Raw genomic sequence first — 25,459 nt, 5'->3', positions numbered from 1 at the left:
CTCCGCGCGTTCACATGCCGCAGGCACCCCGGTCCCCGTGACCGGACGACTGAACGGGACCACCGCGATCGTGACCGGGGCGTCGCGCGGGATCGGCGCCGCCACCGCCCGTGCGCTGGCCGCCGAGGGCGCCGGCGTGGCGCTCTTCGCCCGGCGGCACGACAAGCTCGGGGTCGCCGACGTCGTGACGGTCTCCTCGGTCGCCGGGCGCAGCATCACCGGTCCCGGCAGCAACGTCGACGCCGTCACCAAGGCCGCCACCAAGCACGCCGTCGGCGCGTTCTCCGAGGCGCTGCGCCAGGAGCTCGCCGAGCAGCACGTGCGCGTCGGGCTCGTCGAACCGGGTCTCGTCGCGACACCGAACTGACGAACACCGGAGACGACAACAAGCCCCAACGCCTCGCAGGCCTGGCAGGCCTGGCAGGCCTCGCAGGCCTCGCAGCTGGGTCGGCTCCACGCCGACGACATCGCCGACGCCGTCGTCCACATCGTGACCCGACCGGCCCGTACGGCGGTGAACGAGGTGCTCGTACGGCCGACCGAGCAGAAGAGGTGACCGGTCAGGTCGGCCCGCCCACCGCCAGCACGAGCACGAAGGAGATCAGGTTGAACGTCGCGTGCGCGGCCACCGGCGGCCAGATCGAGCCCGTGCGCTCGTAGAGCAGGGCGTTCACGACACCGAGGACGAACGCCGCGGCGAACACGACGTTGAGCCCGTGGGCCAGCGCGAAGACGGCCGCGGTGACGAGCACCGCGAGCACGCGCCCGACCCGCCGCAGCACCCCGTAGGCCAGCCCGCGGAACAGCAGCTCCTCGCCGAGCGGCACCAGCAGCCCGCCGATGGCGACGACGAGCGCCGCCGCGACCGGGCCGCTGAACAGCGTCAGCGCCTCCTGCGGGTCGGACCGATCACCGGTCAGCGCGACGTAGACGACGATCAGGACCCGCGACGCGAGCCACACGAGCACGCCCAGACCCACGCCGAGCGCGAGCCCGCGCAGGGTCGGGCGGACGAGCCCGACGGCCGCCGCGGAGCGCACCCGCGGCGCCAGGGCGATCGCCACGGCGCCGAACGCCGACGCCGCCGAGACGCCGACGAGCACCGGCGCGGGCGGCACGCCCTCGGACAGCACCGCGATCGCGACCGCCAGTGCGAGCTGCAAGGCGACGTACGCGACGGCCCCGACGGCCAGCTCGACCCAGCCGAGCGTCGGGCGCGGGGACGGAGGCGCGAGAACGGGCTGCTCAGTCACCCCGCGCCCTGCGGGTCTCCCGGTCGCTCTCCTTCTGCAGGGCGTCGACGAGCTGGTCCTTCGTCATGTCGGATCGGCCCTCGATGCCGAGCTGCTGGGCGCGCTCGTAGAGGTGCTCCTTGCTGGCGTTGGCGTCCACGCCGCCGGCGCTCGCCCCGCTCGGGTTCGGGCCGCCACTGCGCGCCTGGGAGTCCGACGGGCCCTTCTCCTCCTTCGGCTCCCAGTGGTCGCCCACCTTCTCGTGCGTGTGCTTCAGCGCCGCGTACGCCGTGCGGCTGGCCCGCTCGCCGGCGCCGTAGGTCTCCTCCGCGGATTCCTTCGCCTCGGCGAACGTCTTCCGCGCGCTCTCGGGCGAGCGCTGCAGGGTGGACGGCAGGTCCTGGAAATTCTCGGGCATGTCGAGCAGGTACCCGGTCACCCCCGCACGCCTACCTCGAGCTCGGCGACGCTCGCCACCACCTGCTGCGGGCGATAGGGATACCGGTCCATCTCGCTCGGGTCGGTGACCCCCGAGAGCACCAGGATCGTGTGCAGTCCGGCCTCCATGCCCGCGACCATGTCGGTGTCCATCCGGTCGCCGATCATCGCCGTGGTCTCGGAGTGCGCGCCGATGGTGTTGAGACCCGCCCTGATCATGAGCGGGTTGGGCTTGCCGACGAAGTACGGGTTCCGCCGCGTGGCGTGCGTGATCAGCGCGGCGACGGAACCGGCGGCGGGCAGCGTGCCCTCCGGCGACGGTCCGGTCGCGTCGGGATTGGTGACGATGTAGCGCGCGCCGTTCCCGATCAGCCGGATGGCGCGGGTGATCGCCTCGAACGAGTAGGTGCGGGTCTCGCCGATGACGACGTAGTCGGGACTCCGGTCGGTGAGGATGTAGCCGACGTCGTGGAGTGCGGTCGTCAGCCCTGCCTCGCCGACGACGAACGCGCTGCCGCCGGGGCGTTGGCTGTCCAGGAACTGCGCGGTGGCCAGCGCGGAGGTCCACAGGTTCCCGGCGGGGATGTCGATGCCGCTCGCGTGCAGGCGCGCCTGCAGGTCGCGCGGCGTGTAGATGGAGTTGTTGGTCAGCACGAGGAAACGCTTGCCCGCCTCGCCGAGCCGGCGGATGAACTCGTCGGCACCGGGGAGCGCGTTCTCCTCGTGGACGAGCACCCCGTCCATGTCGATGAGGTAGCTCTCCAGCGGCTCGCTCACGCAGCCTCCTCACGCAGATGGCTGTCGAAGAACCGGAGGATGCGGCCCCACGCGTCCTCCGCGGACTCCCGGTGCAGACCGAGCCCGAACAAGGCGAGCGGGGCCGGCATCGGCTCGAGGAAGCTGTGGTTCGCGTCCGGGTAGGTGTGCACGTCGTGCTCCACGCCGAGCGCGGTCAGCGCCGCCTCGAGGCGCTCGGGGTGCCCGCGCAGCGACGGGTCCTTGCCGCCGAAGCTCGCGACCACCGGGCAGATGCCGGCGAGCTCGCGCTCGGCGTCGTCGGGCACCCGTCCGTAGTTCGGGGCCGCGGCGGCGTAGTCGTGGCGGGCCGCCGAGATCAGCGCGAAGCCGCCGCCCTGGCAGAAGCCGATGACGCCGACCCGCCCGGTGCAGTCCTCCCGGCCGGCGAGCCAGGTGCGCGCGGCCTCGATGTCGTCGAAGACCGGGCCGGTGTAGCTCGTCATCGACCTCATCGTGGCGGCGACGCACCGGGGCCCGCCGCCGCGCGCCGTGTAGAGGGCCGGCGCCACCGACAGGAAGCCCGCGGCGGCCAGGCGCTCGGTGTGCTCGCGCAGGGTCTCGGTGAGCCCGAAGGCATCCTGGAGGACGACCACGCCCGGGAACGGACCGTCGCCGAGCGGCGGGACCGCGAGGAACGCGGACTGGTGGCTGCCCGCGGACGCGGGGATGTGCAGGTCGGGCACGGCGACCTCTCGATGATCTCGGCCGGTGCTGGCTGGCCCGAGCGTGGCACCATCCCTGCGACCGTGCGCGGTCCGGGGTGGGCGCGAGCGACGCGAAACACCCACGTGGGGGCCGCCGGTCGCGGGTACGCCCGGCCGTATGGACATCGAGTACACCGCTGTGGCCGTCTCGTCGGGGGACGCCCGCAACGGGCACGTGCGCAGCTCCGACGGCGTCATCGACCAGGCCATGACCATGCCCGCGGAGCTCGGCGGGCCGGGCGGGGGCACCAACCCCGAGCAGCTGTTCGCCGCCGGGTACGCGGCCTGCTTCCACCAGGCGCTCAAGGTCGCGGGCGGGCAGTCGGACGTCGAGGTGAACTCGACGACCGTCGAGGCGCGCGTCGGGATCGGGCCGGACTCCGGAAGCTTCGGGCTCCAGGTCTGGCTCACCGCGACGATCCCGGGCACCGATCAGGACACCGCCGACCGGCTCGTCGCCCGCGCGCACGAGCTCTGCCCGTACTCGAAGGCGACCCGTGGCAACATCGAGGTGGACGTGACCGCCAAGGTGTGACCTCGTGCGCCCTCCTCTCGGTCTCCGTGTCGTGGGCACCGCCCGTCGATGGCTCGGCGGGTCGGTCGCCCACCTCGATCCCGCCGACGTCCCCGCCGCCCGGGCGACCGTGCTGCGCCTGCAGCACGGCCCGCTCGGCCGCGCGGTGATCGGCACCCCGCCCCGCGACGTCGTCGTCGAGGCGACGACGCTGACGACGGACGCCGTCCCCGGCGGTCTCGGGGTCCGCGTGTACCGGCCGCCGTCGTGCGCGGCGCCGGCGCCGGCCGTCGTCAACTTCCACGGCGGCGGGTTCGTGCAGGGCGACCTCGACCAGTCCGAGTGGTTCTGCGCCCACGTGGCGCGCGAGACGGCGGCGGTCGTCGTCTCGGTCGACTACCGGCTCGCCCCCGAGCACCGCTTCCCCGTCCCCGCCCAGGACTGCTACGACGCCGTCGCCGCGCTCGCCGCCGACCCCGGCCGGTTCGGCATCGACCCCACCCGGCTCGCGGTCATGGGCGACAGCGCGGGCGGCAACCTCGCGACCGTCGTGTGTCTCAAGGCCCGCGACCGCCGGCTCGAAGGCCTCGCCGCCCCCGCGATCGCCGCGCAGGTGCTCGTCTACCCGGGCGTGGAGATGGTCGACGTGCTGCCCTCGGAGCGTGAGATCCCGGTCGCGCCGATCCTCTCGGCCGCCGACATCCGGGGCTTCCACGCGCTGTACCTCGGCGACGCCGACGGCCGCCACCCCTACGCCTCGCCCTTGCGCGCCGACCTGAGCGGCCTCCCGCCGGCGCTCGTCCAGACCGCCGACCACGACCCGCTGCGCGACCACGGCGAGCGCTACGTCGAGGCGCTCGACGCCGCCGACGTCCCGGTGCGCCACACCCGCTACCTCGGCGCCGCCCACGGCTACGTCGCCACCGGCGGCCTGACCCCGCGCACCTCGCGGCAGGCGGTCGCGGAGATCGCGGCGTTCCTCCGCAGCATGTGACCGGCCGGGCACCGCACGCGCAGGGCTACCGTGAAGGCCCGTGACTCCCGACCGAGCGGCGCCGGCGCGCGCCGTGCTGCTCGGTGTGTGTGCCGCGGTCCTCGGTGTCGCGGCACACGGGGAGGCCGGCGGGGCGGTCGCGGCCACCCCCGCCGCGCTCGTGGTCGGTGTCGGGGTCGTCGCCGCCACGGCGCTGCTCGGCGCGCGCCCACGGTCCGTGGCGGGCCTCGCCGCCGTCCTCGCCGCCGGGCAGCTCGCCCTCCACCTCGCGCTGCCGGCCGGCGGCCACGACCACCACGGGATGCACGCGGCGCCGCACGACGCGGGCATGCTCGTCGCCCACCTCGCCGTGGCCGTCCTCGTCGCCGGCGGCCTCGCCCACGCCGACCGTGCCCTCGCGCACGCCGCACGACGCCGCGTCGGCACCTGGACCCGTCGCCTCGCCGGCCCGGCGCCGACGCCGCGACGTCCGCGGCCGATGCCCCCGCGGCGCCCGGCGTGCGCCACCCGTGAGCGCCGTGCCGCCGTCACCCTCCATCCGCGTCGGGGTCCCCCGCCGCCGCGCCCCACCGCGACGGCATCTCGACACGGAAGGACTCCCCCATGCCCTCATCGCGGACCCCGTCCGCCCGCACACGCCACCGAGGCCCGCTCGCCGCAGTCCTGACGGGCCTGCTCGCCCTCTCGGCCCTGCTGCTCACGGCCGGCACGGCGAGCGCGCACGACGTCGTCACCGGCAGCGACCCGGCCGACGGCTCGACCGTCGCGACGGCACCGACCCAGGTGTCGGTGACCTTCAGCGACAACCCGCAGGGCCAGCTGTCCACCCTCACGGTTCTCGGCCCCGACGGTGTCCACCACGAGCGGGGCCAGGCCACGACACAGGGCAGCGTGGTCTCGGTGCCCGTCGGGCCGCTGGGCCCGGCCGGCAACTACGAGATCGGCTACCGGATCATCTCGAGCGACGGCCACCCGACGACCGGGTCGGTCTCGTTCACCCTGACGACCCCGTCGGGTCACGCCGGCCACGAGGCCGCGCCTGCGCCGCCGTCACCGGCCGCCGCGGCCGATCCCGACAGGACCACTGGCGGCGTGCCCGCCTGGGTGTTCGTCGTGATCGCGATCGTGGTCGTCGGCGGAGCGGTCGCGCTCGTGCTGCGCCGCCGCGCCTGAAGAGGAGCCGGACGGGCGAGGGGCACCCCCCTCGGATGCCCCTCGCCCGCCGCGCCCGGCCACGATCACGTCGGGCCCGAGCCCCTCACTCGACGATCTGAACCCGGTCATTCGGGTTGAGGTGCTCGAAGAACCGCTTCGCGTCGTCCGGGCCGAGCCGCACGCAGCCCGCCGACTGGCGGTCGGTGCTGCCCCCGTGGAACGCCCGACCGTTGTTGTCGAAGAACACGGCGTACGGCATCGGCGAGCCCTCGTACTCCTGGCTCACGTGGTGGCGTTCCTTGCGCTGGATGATGAAGTCACCGGTGGGGGTCTCGTAGCCCTCGGCGCCGTGGCTGTTCTTCACGGGGCCGTAGACGACGTTGCCCTCGCCGTCGAGCAGCCAGGCCCGGTTCTCCGAGAGGTCGACGCACGCCTTGATGCGGGCGTCCGTGCACGGCGTGCCGTCGACCCCGCCGCCGGTCCCCGCCGGTGCCGCGAGCGCAACCCCGCCCAGCTGGAGCGCGCCGAGACCGATCGTGGCCATCGAGACCCCGATCCGGCCGGCGGACGCCCCCCGCTGCGCCCCCCTGCGATGCCTACCCGCCATCGGCGTCCTGCCCCTCGCTCGCGTGCGCGGCTTCCACACCGCGCGATCGACCGACCCAACGAGGCAGTGACGGGTAGGTCACGCACCGTCTCGGGTGCTCAGGGGCACGTCACCCGAACCGGTTCGGAGCACAACCGCTGTGGGTCTGGGGCGTCCCGGACACGGCGCGTGCCGTCAGTGCGCCGTCTCACCCACTCGATCCGGCCGCCCGGACGAAGGCGTCGTGGACTTGATCGCTGAAGAGGATGAACTGCGCCTCGCGCACCGCACTCTCCGTGTTCTGCACGGTCGACACGGCAATTCTCGCCGCGTCGTCGAGCGGCCATCCGTACACGCCGGCCGACACGGCGGGGAACGCCACGGTGCGCGCGCCGAGCTCGTCGGCGACCCGCAGCGACTCGCGATACGCGGACGCGAGGAGCTCCGAGCGGTCCTCGGACTTCGCGTACACCGGGCCGACGGTGTGGATCACCCACTGCGCCGGCAGGACGCCCGCCGTCGTCGCGACCGCCTGGCCGGTCGGCAGGCCGTCGGGCAACCTCGTGCGCCGCAGCTCGCGGCAGGCCTCGAGGATCGCCGGCCCGCCCGCGCGATGGATGGCACCGTCGACGCCCCCACCGCCGAGGAGCCCGGAGTTCGCGGCGTTGACGACCGCGTCGACCTCGGCCTTCGTGATGTCGCCCCGGTGCAGGGTGATCTCCGTCGAACCCATGTCGCGGGAGTACCCCGCGCGCGGGCCGGCCACGACCGCTCCTGGGACGATCGCTCGGTGAGCGACACGCGCATCTCGGTGACCGACACCCTCGACGCCCCCGTCGAGCGGGTCTTCGCCCTCCTCGCCGACCCCGACCGTCACCCCGACCTCGACGGCAGCGGCACGATCCACGCCTCGCACACCCACCTGGCGATCATGGAGGTCGGCGACGTGTTCGTCATGGAGATGGACCACCCGGATCGAGGCCGCTACCGGGTCGAGAACCACGTGGTGCGCTACGAGCCCGACCGCGCGCTCGCCTGGGCGCCCGCGAAGCCCGGCGCCCAGCCCTCGGGCCACGTGTGGGGCTGGGAGCTCGAACCCGACGGCGACGACCGGACCGTCGCCACCCACTACCACGACTGGGCGGACCTCACGGACCTCGTGATCCTCGAGCGCGTCCGCGAGGTCACGCCCGACGAGATGCGCACGACGATCGGCAACCTCGCGGAGGCGCTGGCCTGAGCCACGGTCGTGAGCACTTTCCGGGCCTATAGCGCAGGAAAGTGCTCACATGGCGGGGCCGAGGCCCTCGAAGTCCTCGCGGGGCGGGGCCTCGAGGTCGTGGCGGACGCCGTCGGGGCCGGTGAAGGCGAGGCGCCAGGCGTGCAGACCCGTGCGCGTCTCCGGGTGCTTCGTGAACAGCGGGTCGCCGACGAGCGCGTGGCCGATCCAGGCGAGGTGCACGCGGATCTGGTGGCGGCGCCCCGTCGTCGGCGTCACCGCCAGCAGCGTCCGGTCCTCGCCGCGGCGCACGACCTCGAACCTCGTCGTCGAGGGGTAGGTGTCGCCGGGCAGGACGGCGTCGTCGGGCACCGACCAGGTCCCCCCTTCAGGCCCGGAAGCGCACGTGATCGCCTCCCGCGGGGCGGCGATGCGGACGCGGTTCTTGCGGCCGACCGACAGCGGGAGCTCGATCGTGCCCCGCTCGGGCAGCCCGGTGCCGGACGCGACGGCGAGGTAGGTCTTGGCGACGGTGCGCTCGGCGAACTGGCGGGTGAGATCGCCGTGCGCCTCGAGACGGCGCGCGAAGAGCACGATCCCCGAGGTCACCTTGTCGATGCGGTGCGCGGGCCAGAGCTTCTCCCCGGCGTCGGCGGCGAGGCGGACGAGGTCGGTGTCGTGGCGCTCGCCCATCACCGACCAGCCCGCCGGCTTGTCGAGGACGAGCACGGCGTCGTCGCGCAGCAGCTCGCGATCGGCGCGGACCTCGTCCCAGGTGCTCACGTCTCGTCGAGCCCCAGCGCGTCGAGCAGCGTGCGCAGCTTGACCGCGGTCTCGGCGAGCTCGTCGGCCGGGCGCGACGCGGGGACGATGCCGGCACCCGCCCACAGCCGAACCCGGTCGCCCTGGACCTCGCCGCAGCGCAGCGCCATGACCCACTCGCCGTCGCCGCGGGCGTCGGTCCACCCCACGGCGCCGGTGTAGAAACCGCGGTCGAACGGCTCGATCTCGGTGATCGCGGCGTGCGCGGCCGGGCGAGGCACCCCGCAGACCGCCGGCGTCGGGTGCAGGGCCTGGGCGAGGTGCAGCGCCGACGCGTCGGGATCCGCCGCTCGCGCGCGCACCGTCGTCGACAGGTGCCACAGGGTCGGGGTCCGCACCAGCGACGGTCCGTCGGGCACCTCGAGGTCGTCGACGAGGGGGCGCAGCCGCTCGGCGACGTCGGCGACGACGAGCGCGTGCTCGTGACGGTCCTTGGCGGACGCGAGCAGGTCCTCGCCGCGCCGGCGGTCGACGTCCGGGTCGGGCGAGCGCGCGGCCGAGCCGGCCAGCGGATTCGCGGTGACGGTGGTGCCGCGCCGGGAGAGCAGCAGTTCCGGGCTGGCGCCGAGCAGCGTGCGCGCCGTGCCCGGCCGCTCGCGGGGCAGGTCGACGGCGAACAGGTAGCTGCGCGGGTCGCGGCGGGCGAGCTCGCGCAGCATCGGCACCGGGTCGACCGGCCCGACGGCGACGACCTCGAGCGCGCGGGCGAGCACGACCTTGTCCAGCGCGCCGGTCTCCAGGCGGGCGAGCGCCTCGGCGACCATCGACTCGTAGACCGCGGGCGCGGGGATCGCACGGGCGGTGCCGGACACCGGCGCGCTACCCGGGCCGGCGACGAGGACGGCGCCGAGGGGGTCGGCGCGCTCGACGTCCTCGGGCACGACGAGGTGGGCGGGCGCGGCGGGGTCGAAGGGCAGCGCGCCGACCGCGAGGGCCGACCCACCGATCTCCCGCAGGCGTCGCAGCACCGCGTCGGCGTCACCCGAGGGCAGCCGGGTGCGGGTGCCACGGGTCAACAGCGCGCCCCGGGGGCCCGAGAACCAGGAGCCGTCGCCGGGTGTCCAGGACCGCAACAGGCGCGCCGGGTCGGCGACGGTGCCGAGCGGCGCGCGTGCCGCCGGGCTGGTGCTCGTCACGGTCCCCGTTCCCCCTGCCGTCGTGCCGCGTCCGTGGCCATCGTGGTGCACAGGATCGGCGCACGCCGCCCGGCCCTCCACCCTCCGCGCCGGGTGACGCCCGGTCCAGCGGTGGGGGCGTGACTCGCCGCACCGTCATACTCTGGGTATGTGACGACGGATCAGGCGGGCCCCCGCACGGCGCCGACACCCCTGCCGCGGTGGCGGTCGGACCTTCGCCTCGGCACGCGGATCGCGATGATGCGCGCCGGCGGCCTGGTCCTGGCCCTGCGCGGCGACCCGGTCGCGCGGCTCATGCACCGCCCCTGGCGCCTCGACCCGTACCCCACCTACGCACGGATCCGTGCCGACGCCGCCGCCGAGGGCGGCGTCGCCCGCAGCCGGACGGGCATCCGCGCGGTGGCCTCGCACGAGGCCGCGACGGCGGTGCTGCGCGATCGCCGCTTCGGCGTCCGGCTCGCCGACGGGCGGATGCCCTTCGACCCGCGCGACGCGGAGCGATCAGGGGAGCACGCCGAGAGGGGAGGTGGCGCCTCAGGGTCCGACGACGCGAGCGGGGCGTCGGGGAGCGACCCGACGGACCCCGAAGCCGCGCTCCTCGAGCCGATCGACCTCTCGCTGCTCGGTCTCGACGCGCCGGACCACACCCGGTTGCGGCGCCTCGCGCAGCCGACGTTCGCGCCGAAGCGCCTCGCGCAGTACCGCGACACGGCCCGGACCGTCACCGGGAAGCTCCTCGACGCCGCCCCGACGCAGAGCCCGTTCGACCTCGTCAGCACGCTCGCCGCGCCGCTGCCGATCAGCGTGATCTCCGGGCTGCTCGCGATCCCCGAGGTCGACACCCCGCGCTTCGCGGCGTGGGGCCGGGTCGTGGGCGCGGCGCTCGACGGCGTCCACTCGGTGCGCCACGCCCACGCGCTGTCGCGCGCCACCGCCGACCTGCGCGCGCTGTTCGCCGACCTCGTCGAGCGCCGCCGCACCGACCCCGGCGAGGACGTCATCTCCCAGCTCGTGCACGCGCTCGACGAGGGCACGCTGACCCTCGACGAGCTCGTCTCGCTGGCCCAGTTGCTGCTGATCGCGGGGTTCGAGACGACGACGAACCTCGTCGGCAACGCCGTCCGCGCCCTGCACGCGAGCGGGACGTGGGACGACCTCGCCGCCGACCCGGGCCTCGCCGCCGGCGTCGTCGAGGAGACCCTGCGCTTCGATCCGCCGGTGCAGCTCACGGCCCGGTTCGCGCACTCCGACGTCGAGCTCGGCGGCCGGACGCTGCGCCGCGACACCGGCGTGCTCGTCCTGCTGGCGAGCGCGGGCCGCGACCCGGCCGCGCACCCCGACCCCGACCGCTTCGACCCACGACGCGAGCAGACCACCGCGCACCTCGCGTTCTCCGGCGGCGCGCACTACTGCCTCGGGGCGGCCCTGGCGCGCATGGAGGGCGAGGTCGCGCTCGAGATGCTCGCGGAACGGATGCCGCGCCTGCGCCCGGCCGGACGCCCCGTGCCGCGCATCGCGACGGTCCTGCGCGGTCCCCGACGCTTCCCGGTCCGCGCGGACTGAACCCCGCGCGCCGTCGCAACGAACGGGTATCTCGTGCGCATAGAAGCAGCGAACGCCACGTTCGCCGCGTCCTGACCCGAGCTCCTCACCCCGACGGAGGCCCCGATGCCCGAGCTGCCCTCGATCTCCCACGTCGCGTTGTCGGTGACCGACCTCGCGACCAGCCAGCCCTGGTACGAGCGGCTCTTCGGCGTCGAGCCGGCGATGACGCTGTCCGACGGTCCGTTCGAGCGGAAGGTGTTCGCGCTGGCCGGCGGGCAGCTGTTCGGCCTGACCGCGCACGACAGCGCACGCTCGGGCGACCGGTTCGACGTCGTCTCCCCCGGGCTCGACCACGTCGGCTTCGCGTGCGTCGACCGGCCCGCCGTCGCCGCGTGGCAGACCCATCTCGACCAGATCGGCGTCGCGCACAGCGGCGTCGTCGAGGCCGACTACGGCTGGGCGCTGTCCTTCACCGACCCGGACGGGAACGCGCTGGAGTTCTTCGCGCTCGCGGGCTGACCTCCGCCCATGCACACGTCGAGCGCTGCCGTGCCCTCGGACGAGCCCGCCGGGGAATCGGGCGTTCACGACCGCGCCGCGGCCACACCCTCTCTTCGGCCAGATTTCGGTTGTCGCAGGAATAGTGCGACAGGGAACGTCCTGCGACACACTGGTCGCCGCCACCCGTCCGGGTGCCGAACCCACCACGTGGGGGTGACTCGTGGAACCGCACACCGACCTCGTCGCCATGCACATGAGCGACGGCATCGTGAACGCGCCGACCTCGGTGATCTTCGGCGTCGTCGCGGTGCTCGGCCTCGCCGTGTGCGTGGCCCGCGCCCGGCGCGACCTCGACGACCGCACCGCACCGATGGCCGGGCTGGTCGCCGCGTTCGTGTTCGCCGTCCAGATGCTGAACTTCCCGATCCTGCCCGGGGTCAGCGGCCATCTGCTCGGCGGCGCGCTCTGCGCGATCCTCGTCGGTCCGTACGTCGGCGCGATGTGCGTGTCGATCGTCCTGCTGCTCCAGGCGCTGCTCTTCGCCGACGGCGGGCTCTCCGCGCTCGGCACCAACATCACGAACATGGCGTTGATCGGCACTTTCGTCGGCTACGGCGTCGCCGTCGCCCTGCGGAGGATCGCCCTGCGCAGCCGCGGCGGCCTGATCGCCACGGCGTTCGTCGCGGCCTGGGTGAACACGGTGGTCGCGTCCCTGGGCTTCGTGCTCGAGTACGCGATCGGCGGCCAGGGCCTCGCACTCGGCACCGTCTTCGGCCTCATGGTCGGGCTCCACGCCCTGATCGGGATCGGCGAGGGGATCATCACCGCCCTCACCGTCGGCGCCGTCGCCGCGGTGCGCCCCGACCTCCTCCACCTGACGCGCTCGGCCGCACCGTCGCTGACGATCAAGACTTCCGGAGCACGGTCATGACGAAGCTCCCGATCGCCTTCTACGCCGGCTTCCTCGTCGTCGCCCTGCTGCTGGCCGGCGTCGTCTCCTACGCCGCGAGCAGCAGCCCCGACGGGCTCGACACGGTGACGCAGACCGGGTGCCGGCTCGACGAGGCCGGCGAGCCGGTCGGCGGGCAGTGCATCGCCCAGAACGCCGGCGAGCACGCCACCGCGGGCAGCCCGCTCGCCGACTACACCGTCGGCGGTGGCGAGGGCAGCACGGGCATCGCGGGGGTCATCGGCGTGCTGGCCACGCTGGTCGTCGCGGGCGGGCTGTTCTGGCTGCTCCGCCACCGGGGGTCGCGCGACGACGCCACGAGCCGGGTCGAGTAGTGAGCGCCGGGCACGCGCACCCGCTCTACCGCGCCGGCGACTCGGTGGTCCACCGGCTGCCGGCGCATGTGAAGATCGTCGTCGCCTTCGTCTTCGTGCTCGCGGTGGTGGCGACGCCGCGCGAGGCGTTCGCGGTGTTCGGGTTGCAGTTCCTGCTGCTCGTGGGCGTCTGGATCACCGCCCGGATCCCGCCCGGCTGGCTCGCCACGCGCGCGCTCATCGAGGCCCCGTTCGTCGTGCTCGCGGTGCTGCTGCCGTTCTTCGCCACCGGCCCGCGGGTCGAGTGGTGGGGCATGTCGCTGTCGGTCGACGGGCTGCTCGCGGGCTGGAACATCCTGATCAAGGGCACGCTCGGCGTCCTCGTCTCGGTGACGCTCGCCGCCACCACCCCCCTGCGCGACCTCGTCTCCGGGCTCTCGCGACTGCGCGTGCCGTCGATGGTGTGCGTGATCGCGACGCTGATGCTGCGCTATCTCGAGGTCATCGCCGCCGAGGCACGACGGATGCGCCTGGCCCGCGTGTCACGGGGTCACGACCCGCGCTTCGTCTGGCAGCTCGGCGCGACCGTGCGGTCGGTCGGCGCGCTGTTCCTGCGGAGCTACGAGCGCGGCGAGCGCGTGCACCTGGCGATGCTGTCCCGCGGCTACACGGGCGCCATGCCCGCGTTCACCACGGCGCCCGCGTCGGCGGTGACGTGGTCGGTCGCCCTGGTGCCCGCCGTGGCGGCGGTGCTGCTGGCGGGGTCCGGATACTGGGCCCGGTGACCGCTTCGTTGGACGTCTCGGGCCTGGCCTTCGCCTACCCGGACGGCCACCAGGCGCTCTTCGGCGTCGACCTGCGCATCGAGCGGGGCGAGCGCGTGGCGCTGCTGGGCCCGAACGGGGCGGGCAAGACGACCCTCGTGCTGCATCTCAACGGCGTGCACCGGGCCGGGGCGGGGACGGTGCACGTCGGCGGGCTCGAGGTGACCCGCGAGAACGTGCAGGAGATCCGCCGGCGGGTCGGGATCGTCTTCCAGGATCCCGACGACCAGCTGTTCATGCCGACCGTCGCCGACGACGTCGCCTTCGGGCCGGCCAACTTCGGGGTCACCGAGCCGGAGCTGTCGCTGCGGGTCTCCGATGCGCTCGACGCCGTCGGGGTCGCCGAGCTCGCCGACCGCTCTCCCATGCACCTCTCCGGCGGTCAGCGACGCCGGGCGGCGCTCGCGACCGTCCTGGCCTGCGACCCCGAGATCCTCGTGCTCGACGAGCCGTCGACCCACCTCGACCCGGTCGCCCGCCGCGAGCTCGCCGACGTGCTGCTCGGCCTCGACCGGACGATGCTCATGGTCACCCACGACCTGCCCTACGCCCTGCAGCTCTGCCCGCGCTCGGTGGTGATCGACGGCGGCGTGGTCGTCGCCGACGCCCCGACGCGCGACCTGCTCGCCGACGCCGACTTCCTCGCCGCGCACCGCCTCGAGCTGCCGTTCGGGTTCGCCCTGGACTGAGTGCGTGCCAGGCTCACGGCATGGACCTCGACCACTTCCGGGAGCGGGCGGCCGGTGAGCACTTCCTCGTCGTCGTGTCGGCCGCCCGGGCCGACGGCTCGATCCAGTCGTCCGTCGTCAACGCGGGCGTGATGGACCACCCCGTGCACGGAACGCCGGTCGTGGCGCTCGTCGCGGCGGGCGGATCGGCCAAGCTCGCCCACCTGCGCGTCCGGCCGTGGACGACGGTCACGGTGCGCGCCGGCTGGCGCTGGACGAGCGTCGAGGGAACCACCGAGATCGCCGGGCCGGACGACCCGCTCGTCGGGGTCGGCGACGTCCCCGCCCTGCTGCGCGAGATCTTCGTCGCCGCCGGCGGCACGCACGACGACTGGGCGGAGTACGACGCGACGATGGCACGCGAGCGCCGGGCGGCCGTGCTCGTGACGCCGACGAGGATCTACGGCGTCTGAGGGTCCTGCGGCGCGCCGGAGAGCATGGACAGCGTCCGGACGACCTGGCCCTCGACGGCCTCGCGCCCCAGCCCCAGCCCGGTGAGGGTGCCCGCGCCGTCCTCCTGCTCGAGCAGCGCGAGCAGGATGTGCTCGGTGCCGACGTAGTTGTGGCCCAGCCTCAGGGCCTGGCGGAACGTCAGCTCGAGGACCTTCTTGGCGGTGCCGTCGAACGGGATCAGCGCGCCGACCTCGTCGGAGCGCGCCGACAGGGTACCGACGAGCGTGCGGCGCACCGTCTCCGGGGAGACGCCGAGCTCCTTCATGGTCAGCACGGCCAGCGACTCGGGCTCGTGGAGCAGGCCGAGCGCGAGGTGCGCCGGGGTGATCTCGGCGTGGCCGGCCGACCGGGCCTCCTCCTGGGCCTTCACCACCACGTTCCGGGCGCGCGGGGTGAAGCGACCGAAGCCCTCCTCGAAGTCGATCTCCTCGCCCGGGCCCTTGGGTACGAAGCGTTTCTGGGCGGCCTGCTTGGTGACGCCCATGCGCTTGCCGATGTCGGTCCACGACGCCCCGGAGCGGCGGGCCTGGTCGACGAAGTGGCCGATGAGGTGGTCGGCCACCTCACCGAGGTGCTCGGCGGCGAGCACGGCGTCCTGGAGCTGCTCGAGGGTGTCGGAGTGGACCGAGGTGATCGCGTTGATGAGGTCGTCGAGGCGGACCGAGGCCGCGGGTTTCTCTGCCATGCGTCCACTCTAGGTTGACGATAGCGGTATTCGTCAACCCTAGGTGGACGCTTGCTCCTCTCACGATGTGAGGTCCTAGTGTGCTCGCCATGACACCCGGGCGGACGGTCGGAGAGCTCGCCGAGGCCACCGGCCTGTCGGTGCGCGTCCTGCGACACTGGGACGAGCGCGGCGTCGTCTCGCCATCGCGCACGCCGGCGGGGCACCGCCTGTACTCGGCCGCCGACGTCGTCCGGCTCCACCGCGCGATCACGCTGCGCGCGCTCGGGCTGCGCCTCGAGCAGGTCGCGGCCCTGCTCGACGGCGCCGACCCCGACCCGGGCGCGACCCTGCGATCCCACCTCGCCGGGATCGACGCCGACCTGCGCCGGCGACGCGTGGTGCGCGACCGGCTCGCCGAGACGCTCGCCGGCCCCGGCGACGACGTCCTGTCCACCGTGCTCCGGGAGATGACCATGGTCGGGTCCTACGTCCACGGCTATCACGAGACCGAGGCGACGCGGCTACGCGATCAGGCCGCGACCCTCGCCGACCTGCTCCACGACGGCGTCGCGTTCCCCGACGGCGCCCACGTCCTCGAGCCGGGCTGCGGGGTCGGTGCCCAGACCGTCGTGCTCGCCGCGCGCAGCCCGGGCGCGCGGTTCACGGCGATCGACCTCGAGGCCGGCCAGGTCGCCGCCACCCGCGCTCGCGTCGAGGCCGCCGGGCTGGCCGACCGCGTCGCCGTGCGCGCCGGTGACGTCCACGACCCGCCCGGCCCCGTCGACCACGTCGTCGTGTTCTTCCTGCTCGAGCACCTCCCCCGGCCCGACGAGGCCCTGCGCGCGCTGCGCGGCGTGCTGCGGCCCGGCGGGACGATCACCGTCGTCGAGGGCGACCACGGCTCGACGTCGTTCCACCCCGACAGCGCCGACGCCCGCGCGGTGATCCGGTGCCAGGAGGTGCTCCAGCGCCAGGCCGGCGGCGACGCCGGGATCGGCCGGCGCCTGCATCCGCTGCTCGCCGGGGCCGGGTTCGACGACGTCACGGTCGTGCCGCGCACCGCCCACGCGCACGCCGGGCGCCCCGACCTCGCCGACAGCCTCGTGCGCCGGACCTTCACCGCGATGGTCGCCGGGGTGCGCGAGCCCGCCGTCGCCGCCGGTCTGATCACCCCGGAGCGCTTCGACGCCGGCGTGCGCGACCTCGTGCGCACCACCGAGCCCGGCGGCACGTTCAGCTACACGTTCTTCCGCGCGACCGGCGTCAACCTCGCGTCCACGATGTCGGCGACGCCGACGAAGCCGAGCCGCGCGTAGAGCGCGTTGCTCGTCGCGTTGCCGAGGTCGGTGAACAGCAGAATCTCCTCGGCGCCGCGCTCCTGCGCGTGCTGCGCCGCCGCGGCGGTGACCGCCGCCCCGTGGCCGTTCCCCCGGTGCTCGGGGCGCGTGTAGACCGGGCCGATCCGGGCGGTCCCGAGCATCACCGGCGACGCCGACGCGTAGGCGACCGGCTCGTCCCCGGCGAGCGCGACGACGACCCGCCCCTCGGCGACGGCCGCATCGATCGCGGCCCGCGGCGGCATCGGGTCGTCCGGTGTCGCCTCGTCGTGGAACTCCAGCAGCCAGGACCAGAGGAGGTCCGCGTCGTCGGTGTCGGCGTTCCGCGTCGGCGGCGGGTCGGCCGGCGGCCGGAGCCGCTCGAGGCGGTGCAGCCGTTCGGTCACGACGACGTCGGTGGTGGCGCCCCACCCCTGTGCGAGCTGCTCGACGGTCACGACCGGGCCGAGCACTCTGCCCGGACACGCCTGCCCGGCGGCCCACGCCGCGGCGGCCGCCGCCGGCATCGCGGTCACCACCGGCCGGTAGGGCGGGGTCCGGGCGACGACCGCCCCCTCGTCGCCGTCCCACCAGGCCAGCTCCGGCGGCCCGTCGCCGGCGGCGGTGCCGTCCGTGCGCAGCCGCTCGACGATCGAGAGGACGACCGTGCACACGACGCGGTGCGCGCGGAGGTAGTCCGCGGTCGCACGCCGGAACACCTCGACGTCGTCGGTGACCGTCCATCCCATGGGACCAGTGTCCCGAGGGCGTGGAGGGAGATGCCGACCCGTGTCCCCGGGACACGGGTTCGCGGCATCGCTCCCGGGCGCGGGCTCAGGACGGCGGGATCCAGAACCGCAGGGTCGGGGCGACGTGGTCGCCGTAGGGGCGGGACGACGGCCAGCCGGCGTCGAGGACGCCGCCGCAGCGGCGGATGACCTCCAGCGAGCCGGGGTTGTCCTCGCGACAGGTCACGAGGACGGGCCCGACACCGCGGGCGCGGAGGAGCTCGACGCTGCGGCGCAGGATCGCGGTGGCGTAGCCACGCCGCCGCTCGGCGGGCAGGACGGCGTAGCCGACGTGCCCGCCCTCGACGCACAGGGTGTCGATGAGCGTGTGTCGGATCGAGGCCCGGCCGACGACCCGGCCGCCGACATCGGCGTAGAGGAACGTGCTCGGCACGCGCCCCGGCGGCAGGCCCTCGCCGCGGTGCTCACGGTCGAGCCGGTCGAGGTAGGCCAGCCACGGCTCGTCGACCGGCCGGAGCCCGAAGTCGAACCCGTCGGCGGTCAGCGCGGCCTGCGCCTCGCGGGCCATCGGCTCGTCGCTGGGCAGGGGCGCACGGAGGACCAGGGCGGCGGACACGGTCTCCAGCCTGCCCGCCCGAGGTGAAGTCGCCCACGACCGGCCGAGGAGGAGCCGGGGTCGGGGCACCATGGAGGTCCCAGCCGAAGGAGACCCGCGGTGCCGGCCACGCACACGGATCGATCCGCCCCCGACCTGGTCGCCCCCCACCACCCCCCGCTGTCGAACCTGCGCGACGTCGGCGGGATGCGGACGCTCGACGGCGGCACCACGCGCCGCGGTGTCCTGTGGCGCTCCGACGCCCCCCTCGCCGGCGACGACACCCGCGGCCCCGGCGGCCTGCCCTGGCCGCCCGGCAGCGTCGTCGACCTGCGCAACCCCACCGAGCTGCCCGCGGTGCACCCGCTGCCCGCGCTCGGGTCGGAGCTGACGACGCTGCCGCTGCTCCAGTCGCTGGCCCCCGCCGAGCAGGCGCGCGGCCGCAGCGGCGAGCTCGACGCCGGCGAGCTCTACCTCCTGCTGGTCGAGACGATCGGCACGGCCTGGCTGCCCCAGCTGGTGGGGATCGCTGCGTACGGCCCCGGCCCGCTGCTCGTGCACTGCGCGGCCGGCAAGGACCGCACCGGCGTCGCCGTGGCGCTGCTGTTGCGCGCCGCCGGCGTCGACCGCGCCACCGTGGCCGCCGACTTCGCCGCCACCAACCAGCACCGTGCCGCGCTGCGAGACCGGCTGGTCGTCCAGGGTGCGATCGACCCGTCGGTCGAGGCGAGCCGGATCGGCGTGACGCCGGCGCACATCGAGCCGGTGCTCGACCTGCTCGACGACGATCCCCGCGCCCCGCTGCGAGACGCCGGTGTCCCCGACGCCGATCTCGACGCGTGGCGCGCTCGCCTCGTCGAGGGTGCCTGACTGCGGCCGTCCGGGGGAACCGCCGGCCGACCCTGTGCCACGCCACAACGGTGCCGTCGTGATCTCTGTGGGCGGGCACAGTGCCCGGCCGGGGTCCCTCCCCGAAGACTGGTCGGTAGGCGGGTCCACCAGGCCCGCGAGGCGCCGATCGACTTCGAGGTGACCCGGATGAACGCCCCGACGACGTGCCCCTGTTGCGGTGTCGTGGTCATGCCCCGCGAGATGTCCTACGACTTCGACGGCGAGACCGTCGCGTCGTTGACCCGCGAGGTGGCCTACCTGCGCGCCACCGTGGCCCGCCTGCGCGGCGCCCCGGTCGCACCGGTCCTCCCGACCCCGCGCGCGGTCGAGCGGCCGATCGAGCGAACCGTCGAGCGGCCGATCCAGGCCGTCAGCGCCTGACGCTCGCCCCGCCGGCTCCGTCGGCGGCGGCGCGCAGTCGGGTCACGGCGGTCGTCGGGTCGAGGCCCGGCACGGCCGACCCCGGCCAGCGCACGACGACGCCCTCGACCAGCGCGGCGGCGTGGCCGACCAGCTCCGCCGCCAGCGAGAGCCCGGTCCGCGCCGCGTCGGGACCGTCGCCGGCCCGGCGCATCGGCTCGACCACCGCGTCGGGCACGACGATGTCGGGCACCTCGTGGCGCAGGTGCTCGGCCTGGGCGTAGCCGGTGAGCGCGCCCACCGACGCCAGCACCGGCACCCGTCGGCCGGCGGCCTCGAGGGCGTCGAGGACCGTCCGCAGCCGCTCGAGCTCGAACACCGGCCGTGAGACCAGGAACTCCGCCCCCGCCTCGACCTTCGCCACCGCCCGCGCGGCCTCGTGGTCGAGGTCGTCGGCACCGGGCGTGATGCGTGCGCCGAGCCGGAACGCCGTCGCCGTGCCGAGCTCCTGGCCGTCCGCGTCGACGCCATGGTTGAGGTCGGCGGCCAGGCGCATCAGCTCGAGCCCGTCGACCTCCCACACGCCGTCGCCCACGGCCTGCTCGGCGTGCACCGGCGGGTTGCCCGTCTCGCACACGAGCGTCCGGACGCCCAGCGCGTGCAGCCCGAGCAGGTCGGCCTGGAGAGCGAGCAGGCTCGTCTGCCAGCTCGTCACCGTGAGCGCGGTGTCGACGTCGATGCGGTCGTGCAGGTGCACGGCGAGGCCCGTGGTGCTCGTGGTGGCGCGCCGGGCGCGCGACCGGCTGACCCACAGCACCGACGCGCCGCCCGAGACCGCGCGCCGGGCACGGGCGAGGTGCTCGTCGGGGCCGCCGGCGCCGGCGACCTCGGCGGCGATCAGGAAGTCCCGCGGCCCCGGGCGTCCGCGCAGCCAGCGCTCCACCGCGCCACGCCCCGGGCCCGGCTCGTCGATCTCCTCGTCGGGCGCGGGCGTGGGGTCGGGCACCGCCCGGGGTGCGGGGACGACGCGTTCGGCGCGGGGTGTCGTCGGCGGGGACCACGCGTCGTGCGTGGTCAGCGCCCGGGCGGCGGCCGCCGTGTGCTCGGGCGTCGTGCCGCAGCACCCGCCGACCAGCCGCGCGCCGGCCTCGACGTAGCGCAGCACGTAGCGCGCGAAGTGCTCGGCGTCGCCCGCGAAGCGGACGCTGCGGTCGGCGACGACGTGGGGCAGGCCGGCGTTCGGCTGCGCGGAGAGCGCGGGCCCACCGGTCGGGCCCATGCGGCGCACGACGTCGAGCAGCCCCTGCGGCCCGAGCGTGCAGTTGGTGCCGACGGCGACGGCCCCCGCGTCGGCGAGGCGGGCGACGACCTCGGCGGGCGACTCCCCCGCGGCGGTCAGCAGGTCGCCGTCCTCGTCGACGAAGGTCGCCTGCGCGACGATCGGGAGGTCGGTGACCTCCTGCACCGCCGTGATCGCGGCGAGCAGCTCGCCGGCGCGGCTGAACGTCTCGAGCACGACGAGGTCGACGCCGCCCTCGACGAGCGCCTCGACCTGCTCCCGGATCGCGATCGCCGCCCGCGCCTCCTCGATCGGGAGGGCGAGGCCCGGCGGGGTCGCGGGCGACACCGACCCCGCGACCCAGGCCGGGCGCCCGGCGGTGTCGCGGACGCCGACCGCGAGGCGGGCGCCGGCGAGGTTGATCTCGCGGACGCGCCGGGCCAGCCCGTGGCGCTCGAGGCGGGGGCGCGAGGCGGCGAAGGTGTGGGTCTGCAGGACGTCGGCGCCCGCGGCCAGGTAGCGCTCGTGCAGCGCCGAGACCAGCTCGGGGGCGATCACGCACAGCTCGGCGCCGTGGCCCTCGACGAGCCCGCCGCTGGCCCGGGCGAGGGTGCCCATTGCGCCGTCGCCCAGCAGCACGCGGCGCCCGAGGGCCTCGGTGAACGACTCGGTCACGCCTCCATCTCCCCGAGGATCTCCAGCGCCATCTGCGCGGCGAGCCGGTCGCGGTAGGCGTCGAGGTCGAGGCCGGCCAGCTCCTCGGCGCGCCGCAGCCGGTAGCCGACGGTGTTCGGGTGGACGTTGAGCACGCGGGCGACGCGCTGCGGGCTGCCGTCCTCACGGAAGTAGCGCGCGAGCGTGCGCAGCAGCTCGACGGTGCGCTCGGAGCGGTCGGTGGCGAGGCGGCCGAGCACCTCGCGGGCGAAGGTGCGGGCAGCCTCGGGGTCGGGGATCTGCAGCAGGAGGCGGTGCACGCCGAGGTCGTCGAAGCGCAGCACGCGCCCGGCGCGCCCGAGCCGGCGGGCGGCGACGAGGGTGCGGCGGGCCTGGTCGTAGGAGGTCGCGATCTCGCTCGGGTCGCGGACGGGGCCGCCGACGGCGACGGTGACCGGCCACTGGGCGTCCGGGTCGGGCACGCGGCCGCGCGCCAGGCGGCGCGCGCAGGCGGCGCCGACGGTGGCCGGGTCGTCGGTCTCGGGCACGACGGCGACCGTCTCGGTGTCGCGCACGACGGTCAGCGCGGACGGGGCGGCGGCGAGCAGGTGCTCCTCGGCCTCCCCCAGCAGGCTCGCCGGCCCCGCGCCGTAGGCGCCGTCGTCGTCCGGGGACACGACGACGACGCGGTGGTCGACGCCCTGGTCGTAACCGACGTGCTCGGCCCACTGGGCGGCCTGGTCGGGGCCGCGGGCGCGGTCGAGCAGCAGCCCGCTGACGAGGTCGCCGCGCACCTGGCCCGCGGCGGTGGCGAGTACCCGGTCGCGCCCGGCGATGACGCCGACGACCGTGGCGGCGTGCTCGGCGACGAGCAGCAGGACGTCGTCACCCGCGAGGGCCTCGGGCCGGTCGCGGGCCGCGGTGTCCTCCTCGGCCAGGAGGAACGCGGGCACCTCGCGACCGAACAGCACCGGCGCGATCACCTGCACGCGCCGTCCGGAGCCCGGCACCCGCAGGGCGCGCCCGGCGGTCGCCGCCACCTCGAGGGTCCGGGGCCACACGGCGCTGCGTGCGTCGGCGCGCACGAGGGCGGACGCCTCGGCGACGCCCATACCGGGCGCGGCGGCGGCGAGCACCTCGCGCCCGGGCCCGACGACGGCGGCGAGCACCCCGAGCTCACCGGTCATCACCGACGCGACGGCCTGCGCGTCGACCGAGGGCGCGGCGACGAGACCCGAGAGCCGGCGGTAGAGCGCGACGAGACCGCGCGCGCTCGGGGCGTCGGCGCCCGGGGTGTCCGCGGGTGTCGCGCGCACCTCCCTCGTCGTCACGGCCGCATTCTCCCCTGTCACGGCCGTTCGCGGGGATCGTGCGGCGATCAGAACCGAGTCGGCACCGACAGCGCGCCCCCGACCCCTCTCAGCCCCGCATCGTCCGGACGGGTCATGATCGAGGCTCCACACCGACCCGGGAGGACACCGTGCCTGATCGCGCTCCCCGCATCGCCGTCGTCTTCTACTCGGCGACCGGCAACGTGGCCGCGCTCGCCGAGGCCTTGGCCGAGGGGGCCCGTGAGGCGGGCGCCGAGACCCGCGTGCGGCCGGTCACCGAGCGCGCCCCGGCCGAGGCGATCGAGGCGAACCGTCGTTGGAAGGCCTGGGTCGCGGACAACCCGTACGACACCGTCGCCTCGCTGGACGATCTGGAGTGGGCCGACGGCATCGCGCTGGGCAGCCCGACCCGGTTCGGCGCGGCCGCCGAGCAGCTCAAGGCGTTCCTCGACACCACCGGCGGGCTCTGGGCGCAGGGCACGCTCGCGGACAAGGTGGGCACCGCGTTCACCAGCGCCTCCACCGGCCACGGCGGGCTCGAGTCGACGATCCTGGCGATGAACAACGTGCTCTACCACTGGGGCACGATCGTGATGCCGCTCGGCTACGCGGCCGACCCGGCGCTGATGTCGTTCGGCAACCCGTACGGCGCGTCGTGGGTGTCGCGGAAGTCGGCGGCGCCCGACGACGAGACGCTGCACGCCGCCCGCGTCCAGGGCCGGCGGCTGGCGCAGGTGGCCGACAAGCTGAAGGACTGACCGTCGTCAGGGAGCGGTTCTCCCGCCGATGACCGGGAGAATCGCTCGCATGCTGGAGGGGTACGCCGAGGCGGCGCAGGCGGTCAGCGGGCTGGTCGGGCGGATTCCCGACGGCGCGTGGGACGCCCCCGCGCTCGGCGAGTGGGATCTGCGCGCGCTGGTCGGGCACACCAGCCGGTCGTTCGTCACCGTGCTGACCTACCTGGGGCGGCCGGCGGACACCGAGGACATCGACTCGCCCGAGGGCTACTACGCGCTCCTGCCGTCGATGACCGGCGAGGGTCTCGACCAGGCGGCGGTCGCCCAGCGCGGGCGCGACGCGGGCGAGGCGCTCGGTGACGACCCCGCGGCGACGTTCACCGCGCTCGCCGGCCGGGCCGTCGCGGCCGCCCGCGCCGCCGACCCGGACGCGCTGATCAGCTCGATCGCCGGCGGGCTGCGCGTCGCGTCCTACGTGCCGACGCGGACCGTCGAGCTCGTCGTGCACGGCCACGACATCGCCGCCGCGACCGGCCTCGACGTCGCGTTCACCGAGCACACGATCACCCAGGTGGCGACGGTGCTGGCACGGACCGGCGTGCGCCTCGGGCACGGACGCACGCTGCTCGACGCGCTCACCGGTCGCGGCCCGCTGCCCCCGGGCTTCTCGGTGGTCTGATGGGTCAGGCCGCGGAACCGACCGCGGCGACGAGGTCGTCGAAGCGGGCGGCGAGGTCGAGGTCGCCGGCGGTGACGACCCCCTGGCGCTCGGTCCGCGCGCGCACCGTCAGCGAGGTGGGCGTGCGGTCGAGGATGCGCAGGCGCGTGCCGGTCTCGCTCTCGACGACGCGCAGGCGCTCGAGCAGCAGGTCGAGGTGCTCGGACGGGAGCGAGACGGTGCGCTGGATGCCGGCGCGGTCGCCGGACCAGTCGGCGAGCTCGCGCGCCAGCCTGCGGTCGAGCTCGTCGGCGTCGACCGGCTGCGGGCGGCCCTGCGCCCCCTCGGACGCGGCGTCGGGTGGCAGCGTCGGCCCGGTGCCGAGCAGCGCGGGCGGCAGGACGCGGGTGATCCGGTCGCCGAGGTCGCCGTCCTCCGCCCGGAGCTGCCCGGTGACCGCGGTCAGCGCGTAGCGGGCCCGCTCGACGGGCCATCCGGTACGGCTCGCCACGTCGTCGACGAGGCCGGTCTCCGTGGACGCCTCTCCGCCGCCCCCACGGTCGACGCCGGACTCCTGCTCGAGCAGATTCGGCAGCGCCGACGCGAGCGCGTCTCGGTCGTCGGCGGGCAGGTGCGCGGCCACGGACGCCAGCACGGCGTCGGCGGCGTGGCGGGCCTCGTCGGTCGAGGCGAAGCCACCCCGGGTGGCGACGCCCGCGAGGAACTCCTGGTGTCGCATGATCGGGGCCTACCCGACGCGCCGTCCCCCGTACCCCTCAGCAGAACGCGGACGACGTCCTCACCTCACCGGTCCACACGTAGACCATCAGCGCCGCGCGGTCGTCGGTCTCCATCCCGTGCGGCTGCCAGGGTGCGTGGTGGATCCAGGTCCCCGCCGGCTGCGGTGTCATGGCGTCGGCGAGCCCGTGCGTCCAGCGGATCGTCGCCGTGGGCAGGTAGCGCTCGGCGGCGGGGTGGCGGTGCGGCGGATAGCGCACGCCGGGCCCGAGCAGCAGGAGTCCGGCCACGACATCCGGCGCCTCGGCGAGGGTCGCGTGCGCGTAGCCCGCGAGGAACGACGCGTCGGGCGGGTCGGCGACGTACGCCGCGGTCCGACGCCACGGCACACCCGTCGCCAGCGGGCGCAGGATGTCGGCGAGCTCGTCGTCGACCTCCTCGCCCGCCCGGGCGAGCGCGTCGTCGAGGTGCACCAGCACCGGGAGCGATCCGGGCTCCGCGCGCCGTGGTCCCGCGGGGAGCCCGTCGAGAACCGGCGCGAGGCGTTGCCGCAGCGCCTCCCAGGCCGACAC

Annotated in this window: 33 protein-coding genes; 17 read left to right on the top strand and 16 right to left on the bottom strand. The window is 75.2% G+C overall.

What is annotated here, in order from left to right; all coding sequences use genetic code 11:
• The first annotated feature begins 37 nt into the window (after nucleotides 1–37).
• On the top strand, nucleotides 38–367 hold the full coding sequence (locus tag AC2A1K_RS14200; protein WP_483896947.1) for an SDR family NAD(P)-dependent oxidoreductase: 330 nt from the start codon (nucleotides 38–40) through the stop codon (nucleotides 365–367).
• A gap of 193 nt (nucleotides 368–560) precedes the next feature.
• Here the strand turns inward: AC2A1K_RS14200 and AC2A1K_RS14195 are convergent, their stop codons facing one another.
• Genes AC2A1K_RS14195 through AC2A1K_RS14180 form a run of 4 tightly spaced genes read right to left on the bottom strand, consistent with a single transcriptional unit; the run spans nucleotide 561 to nucleotide 3,151 of the window.
• Nucleotides 561–1,253 carry a lysostaphin resistance A-like protein gene (locus AC2A1K_RS14195; RefSeq protein ID WP_483896946.1) on the bottom strand — a complete coding sequence of 231 codons (693 nt, stop codon included), beginning with the start codon at nucleotides 1,251–1,253 and terminating at the stop codon, nucleotides 561–563.
• Complete coding sequence (locus AC2A1K_RS14190; RefSeq protein WP_483897072.1) at nucleotides 1,246–1,650, bottom strand: ChaB family protein; 405 nt, start codon at nucleotides 1,648–1,650, stop codon at nucleotides 1,246–1,248. Before AC2A1K_RS14190 ends, AC2A1K_RS14195 begins: the two co-directional genes overlap by 8 nt.
• Before the next feature lie 17 nt (nucleotides 1,651–1,667).
• A complete protein-coding gene (locus AC2A1K_RS14185; RefSeq protein ID WP_483897071.1) occupies nucleotides 1,668–2,414 on the bottom strand; it encodes an HAD-IIA family hydrolase in 747 nt (248 codons plus the stop codon).
• 29 nt (nucleotides 2,415–2,443) lie between these two features.
• A complete protein-coding gene (locus tag AC2A1K_RS14180; protein ID WP_483896945.1) occupies nucleotides 2,444–3,151 on the bottom strand; it encodes a dienelactone hydrolase family protein in 708 nt (235 codons plus the stop codon).
• A gap of 139 nt (nucleotides 3,152–3,290) precedes the next feature.
• On the opposite strand from AC2A1K_RS14180, the gene AC2A1K_RS14175 reads away from it, so the two are divergent.
• The gene (locus AC2A1K_RS14175; RefSeq protein ID WP_483896944.1) at nucleotides 3,291–3,707 is read left to right on the top strand and encodes an organic hydroperoxide resistance protein; all 417 of its coding nucleotides are present in this window, start codon (nucleotides 3,291–3,293) and stop codon (nucleotides 3,705–3,707) included.
• 4 nt (nucleotides 3,708–3,711) lie between these two features.
• Nucleotides 3,712–4,680: an alpha/beta hydrolase gene (locus AC2A1K_RS14170; protein WP_483896943.1), complete on the top strand. Its 969-nt coding sequence runs from the start codon at nucleotides 3,712–3,714 to the stop codon at nucleotides 4,678–4,680.
• Nucleotides 4,681–4,705: 25 nt separating this feature from the next.
• On the opposite strand, the gene AC2A1K_RS14165 is transcribed toward AC2A1K_RS14170, so the two are convergent.
• Nucleotides 4,706–5,083: a hypothetical protein gene (locus tag AC2A1K_RS14165; RefSeq protein ID WP_483896942.1), complete on the bottom strand. Its 378-nt coding sequence runs from the start codon at nucleotides 5,081–5,083 to the stop codon at nucleotides 4,706–4,708.
• Between the two features lie 200 nt (nucleotides 5,084–5,283).
• Between AC2A1K_RS14165 and AC2A1K_RS14160 the strand changes: the two genes are divergently transcribed.
• Nucleotides 5,284–5,853, top strand: a complete 570-nt coding sequence (locus tag AC2A1K_RS14160; protein ID WP_483896941.1) for a copper resistance CopC family protein — start codon at nucleotides 5,284–5,286, stop codon at nucleotides 5,851–5,853.
• An 85-nt stretch (nucleotides 5,854–5,938) separates the two neighbouring features.
• Here the strand turns inward: AC2A1K_RS14160 and AC2A1K_RS14155 are convergent, their stop codons facing one another.
• Nucleotides 5,939–6,379 carry a L,D-transpeptidase gene (locus AC2A1K_RS14155; RefSeq protein ID WP_483896940.1) on the bottom strand — a complete coding sequence of 147 codons (441 nt, stop codon included), beginning with the start codon at nucleotides 6,377–6,379 and terminating at the stop codon, nucleotides 5,939–5,941.
• Between the two features lie 250 nt (nucleotides 6,380–6,629).
• Nucleotides 6,630–7,154 (bottom strand): O-acetyl-ADP-ribose deacetylase, encoded by a 525-nt coding sequence (locus AC2A1K_RS14150; RefSeq protein ID WP_483897070.1) that lies wholly within the window; start codon nucleotides 7,152–7,154, stop codon nucleotides 6,630–6,632.
• A gap of 57 nt (nucleotides 7,155–7,211) precedes the next feature.
• Here AC2A1K_RS14150 and AC2A1K_RS14145 point away from each other — a divergent pair, with 57 nt between their 5' ends.
• A complete protein-coding gene (locus AC2A1K_RS14145) occupies nucleotides 7,212–7,661 on the top strand; it encodes an SRPBCC family protein (protein ID WP_483896939.1) in 450 nt (149 codons plus the stop codon).
• A 45-nt stretch (nucleotides 7,662–7,706) separates the two neighbouring features.
• Here the strand turns inward: AC2A1K_RS14145 and AC2A1K_RS14140 are convergent, their stop codons facing one another.
• Both AC2A1K_RS14140 and AC2A1K_RS14135 read right to left on the bottom strand, forming a co-directional pair.
• Nucleotides 7,707–8,423 carry an RluA family pseudouridine synthase gene (locus AC2A1K_RS14140; protein WP_483896938.1) on the bottom strand — a complete coding sequence of 239 codons (717 nt, stop codon included), beginning with the start codon at nucleotides 8,421–8,423 and terminating at the stop codon, nucleotides 7,707–7,709.
• Nucleotides 8,420–9,598 carry an isochorismate synthase gene (locus AC2A1K_RS14135; RefSeq protein WP_483896937.1) on the bottom strand — a complete coding sequence of 393 codons (1,179 nt, stop codon included), beginning with the start codon at nucleotides 9,596–9,598 and terminating at the stop codon, nucleotides 8,420–8,422. The genes AC2A1K_RS14140 and AC2A1K_RS14135 overlap by 4 nt, the downstream gene beginning before the upstream one ends.
• A 150-nt stretch (nucleotides 9,599–9,748) precedes the next feature.
• Here AC2A1K_RS14135 and AC2A1K_RS14130 point away from each other — a divergent pair, with 150 nt between their 5' ends.
• From AC2A1K_RS14130 to AC2A1K_RS14100, 7 genes are all read left to right on the top strand, one after another.
• A complete protein-coding gene (locus AC2A1K_RS14130; protein WP_483896936.1) occupies nucleotides 9,749–11,161 on the top strand; it encodes a cytochrome P450 in 1,413 nt (470 codons plus the stop codon).
• A 105-nt stretch (nucleotides 11,162–11,266) separates the two neighbouring features.
• Complete coding sequence (locus AC2A1K_RS14125) at nucleotides 11,267–11,662, top strand: VOC family protein (RefSeq protein ID WP_483896935.1); 396 nt, start codon at nucleotides 11,267–11,269, stop codon at nucleotides 11,660–11,662.
• A 229-nt stretch (nucleotides 11,663–11,891) separates the two neighbouring features.
• Nucleotides 11,892–12,575: an energy-coupling factor ABC transporter permease gene (locus tag AC2A1K_RS14120; protein ID WP_483897069.1), complete on the top strand. Its 684-nt coding sequence runs from the start codon at nucleotides 11,892–11,894 to the stop codon at nucleotides 12,573–12,575.
• A complete protein-coding gene (locus tag AC2A1K_RS14115) occupies nucleotides 12,572–12,928 on the top strand; it encodes a PDGLE domain-containing protein (protein ID WP_483896934.1) in 357 nt (118 codons plus the stop codon). The genes AC2A1K_RS14120 and AC2A1K_RS14115 overlap by 4 nt, the downstream gene beginning before the upstream one ends.
• Nucleotides 12,928–13,692, top strand: coding sequence for a cobalt ECF transporter T component CbiQ (gene cbiQ / locus AC2A1K_RS14110; protein WP_483896933.1), 765 nt, complete (start codon nucleotides 12,928–12,930; stop codon nucleotides 13,690–13,692). The genes AC2A1K_RS14115 and cbiQ overlap by 1 nt, the downstream gene beginning before the upstream one ends.
• Nucleotides 13,689–14,420 (top strand): energy-coupling factor ABC transporter ATP-binding protein, encoded by a 732-nt coding sequence (locus AC2A1K_RS14105; protein ID WP_483896932.1) that lies wholly within the window; start codon nucleotides 13,689–13,691, stop codon nucleotides 14,418–14,420. The genes cbiQ and AC2A1K_RS14105 overlap by 4 nt, the downstream gene beginning before the upstream one ends.
• Before the next feature lie 20 nt (nucleotides 14,421–14,440).
• Complete coding sequence (locus AC2A1K_RS14100) at nucleotides 14,441–14,872, top strand: pyridoxamine 5'-phosphate oxidase family protein (RefSeq protein WP_483896931.1); 432 nt, start codon at nucleotides 14,441–14,443, stop codon at nucleotides 14,870–14,872.
• On the opposite strand, the gene AC2A1K_RS14095 is transcribed toward AC2A1K_RS14100, so the two are convergent.
• Nucleotides 14,860–15,597, bottom strand: coding sequence for a Clp protease N-terminal domain-containing protein (locus AC2A1K_RS14095; RefSeq protein ID WP_483896930.1), 738 nt, complete (start codon nucleotides 15,595–15,597; stop codon nucleotides 14,860–14,862). The genes AC2A1K_RS14100 and AC2A1K_RS14095 overlap by 13 nt on opposite strands.
• Before the next feature lie 89 nt (nucleotides 15,598–15,686).
• On the opposite strand from AC2A1K_RS14095, the gene AC2A1K_RS14090 reads away from it, so the two are divergent.
• Complete coding sequence (locus tag AC2A1K_RS14090; protein WP_483896929.1) at nucleotides 15,687–16,895, top strand: MerR family transcriptional regulator; 1,209 nt, start codon at nucleotides 15,687–15,689, stop codon at nucleotides 16,893–16,895.
• Here the strand turns inward: AC2A1K_RS14090 and AC2A1K_RS14085 are convergent.
• On the bottom strand, nucleotides 16,817–17,644 hold the full coding sequence (locus tag AC2A1K_RS14085) for a GNAT family N-acetyltransferase (RefSeq protein ID WP_483896928.1): 828 nt from the start codon (nucleotides 17,642–17,644) through the stop codon (nucleotides 16,817–16,819). The genes AC2A1K_RS14090 and AC2A1K_RS14085 overlap by 79 nt on opposite strands.
• A gap of 85 nt (nucleotides 17,645–17,729) precedes the next feature.
• Complete coding sequence (locus tag AC2A1K_RS14080; protein WP_483896927.1) at nucleotides 17,730–18,260, bottom strand: GNAT family N-acetyltransferase; 531 nt, start codon at nucleotides 18,258–18,260, stop codon at nucleotides 17,730–17,732.
• 99 nt (nucleotides 18,261–18,359) lie between these two features.
• Between AC2A1K_RS14080 and AC2A1K_RS14075 the strand changes: the two genes are divergently transcribed.
• Both AC2A1K_RS14075 and AC2A1K_RS14070 read left to right on the top strand, forming a co-directional pair.
• Complete coding sequence (locus AC2A1K_RS14075) at nucleotides 18,360–19,109, top strand: tyrosine-protein phosphatase (RefSeq protein WP_483896926.1); 750 nt, start codon at nucleotides 18,360–18,362, stop codon at nucleotides 19,107–19,109.
• 168 nt (nucleotides 19,110–19,277) lie between these two features.
• Nucleotides 19,278–19,511 (top strand): hypothetical protein, encoded by a 234-nt coding sequence (locus AC2A1K_RS14070; protein ID WP_483896925.1) that lies wholly within the window; start codon nucleotides 19,278–19,280, stop codon nucleotides 19,509–19,511.
• Here the strand turns inward: AC2A1K_RS14070 and AC2A1K_RS14065 are convergent.
• Together AC2A1K_RS14065 and AC2A1K_RS14060 are read right to left on the bottom strand one after the other, a co-directional pair.
• Nucleotides 19,501–21,444 carry a homocysteine S-methyltransferase family protein gene (locus AC2A1K_RS14065; RefSeq protein WP_483896924.1) on the bottom strand — a complete coding sequence of 648 codons (1,944 nt, stop codon included), beginning with the start codon at nucleotides 21,442–21,444 and terminating at the stop codon, nucleotides 19,501–19,503. The two genes, AC2A1K_RS14070 and AC2A1K_RS14065, sit on opposite strands and share 11 nt — an antisense overlap.
• Nucleotides 21,441–22,754, bottom strand: coding sequence for a PucR family transcriptional regulator (locus AC2A1K_RS14060; RefSeq protein WP_483896923.1), 1,314 nt, complete (start codon nucleotides 22,752–22,754; stop codon nucleotides 21,441–21,443). The genes AC2A1K_RS14065 and AC2A1K_RS14060 overlap by 4 nt, the downstream gene beginning before the upstream one ends.
• Before the next feature lie 149 nt (nucleotides 22,755–22,903).
• Here AC2A1K_RS14060 and wrbA point away from each other — a divergent pair, with 149 nt between their 5' ends.
• On the top strand, nucleotides 22,904–23,512 hold the full coding sequence (gene wrbA, locus AC2A1K_RS14055; RefSeq protein ID WP_483896922.1) for an NAD(P)H:quinone oxidoreductase: 609 nt from the start codon (nucleotides 22,904–22,906) through the stop codon (nucleotides 23,510–23,512).
• Between the two features lie 49 nt (nucleotides 23,513–23,561).
• On the top strand, nucleotides 23,562–24,170 hold the full coding sequence (locus tag AC2A1K_RS14050) for a maleylpyruvate isomerase N-terminal domain-containing protein (RefSeq protein WP_483896921.1): 609 nt from the start codon (nucleotides 23,562–23,564) through the stop codon (nucleotides 24,168–24,170).
• Nucleotides 24,171–24,174: 4 nt separating this feature from the next.
• Here AC2A1K_RS14050 and AC2A1K_RS14045 read toward each other — a convergent pair whose 3' ends face one another.
• Nucleotides 24,175–24,888 (bottom strand): DUF2267 domain-containing protein, encoded by a 714-nt coding sequence (locus tag AC2A1K_RS14045; RefSeq protein ID WP_483896920.1) that lies wholly within the window; start codon nucleotides 24,886–24,888, stop codon nucleotides 24,175–24,177.
• Nucleotides 24,889–24,925: 37 nt separating this feature from the next.
• Nucleotides 24,926–25,459, bottom strand: coding sequence for a dimethylsulfonioproprionate lyase family protein (locus AC2A1K_RS14040; protein ID WP_483896919.1), 534 nt, complete (start codon nucleotides 25,457–25,459; stop codon nucleotides 24,926–24,928).

The sequence above is a fragment of the Actinomycetospora sp. 2LY8.5 genome (genome assembly GCF_057180585.1).
The sequence above is the reverse complement of the archived record's forward strand: the minus strand, read 5'-3'. Positions and strand labels throughout refer to the sequence as shown.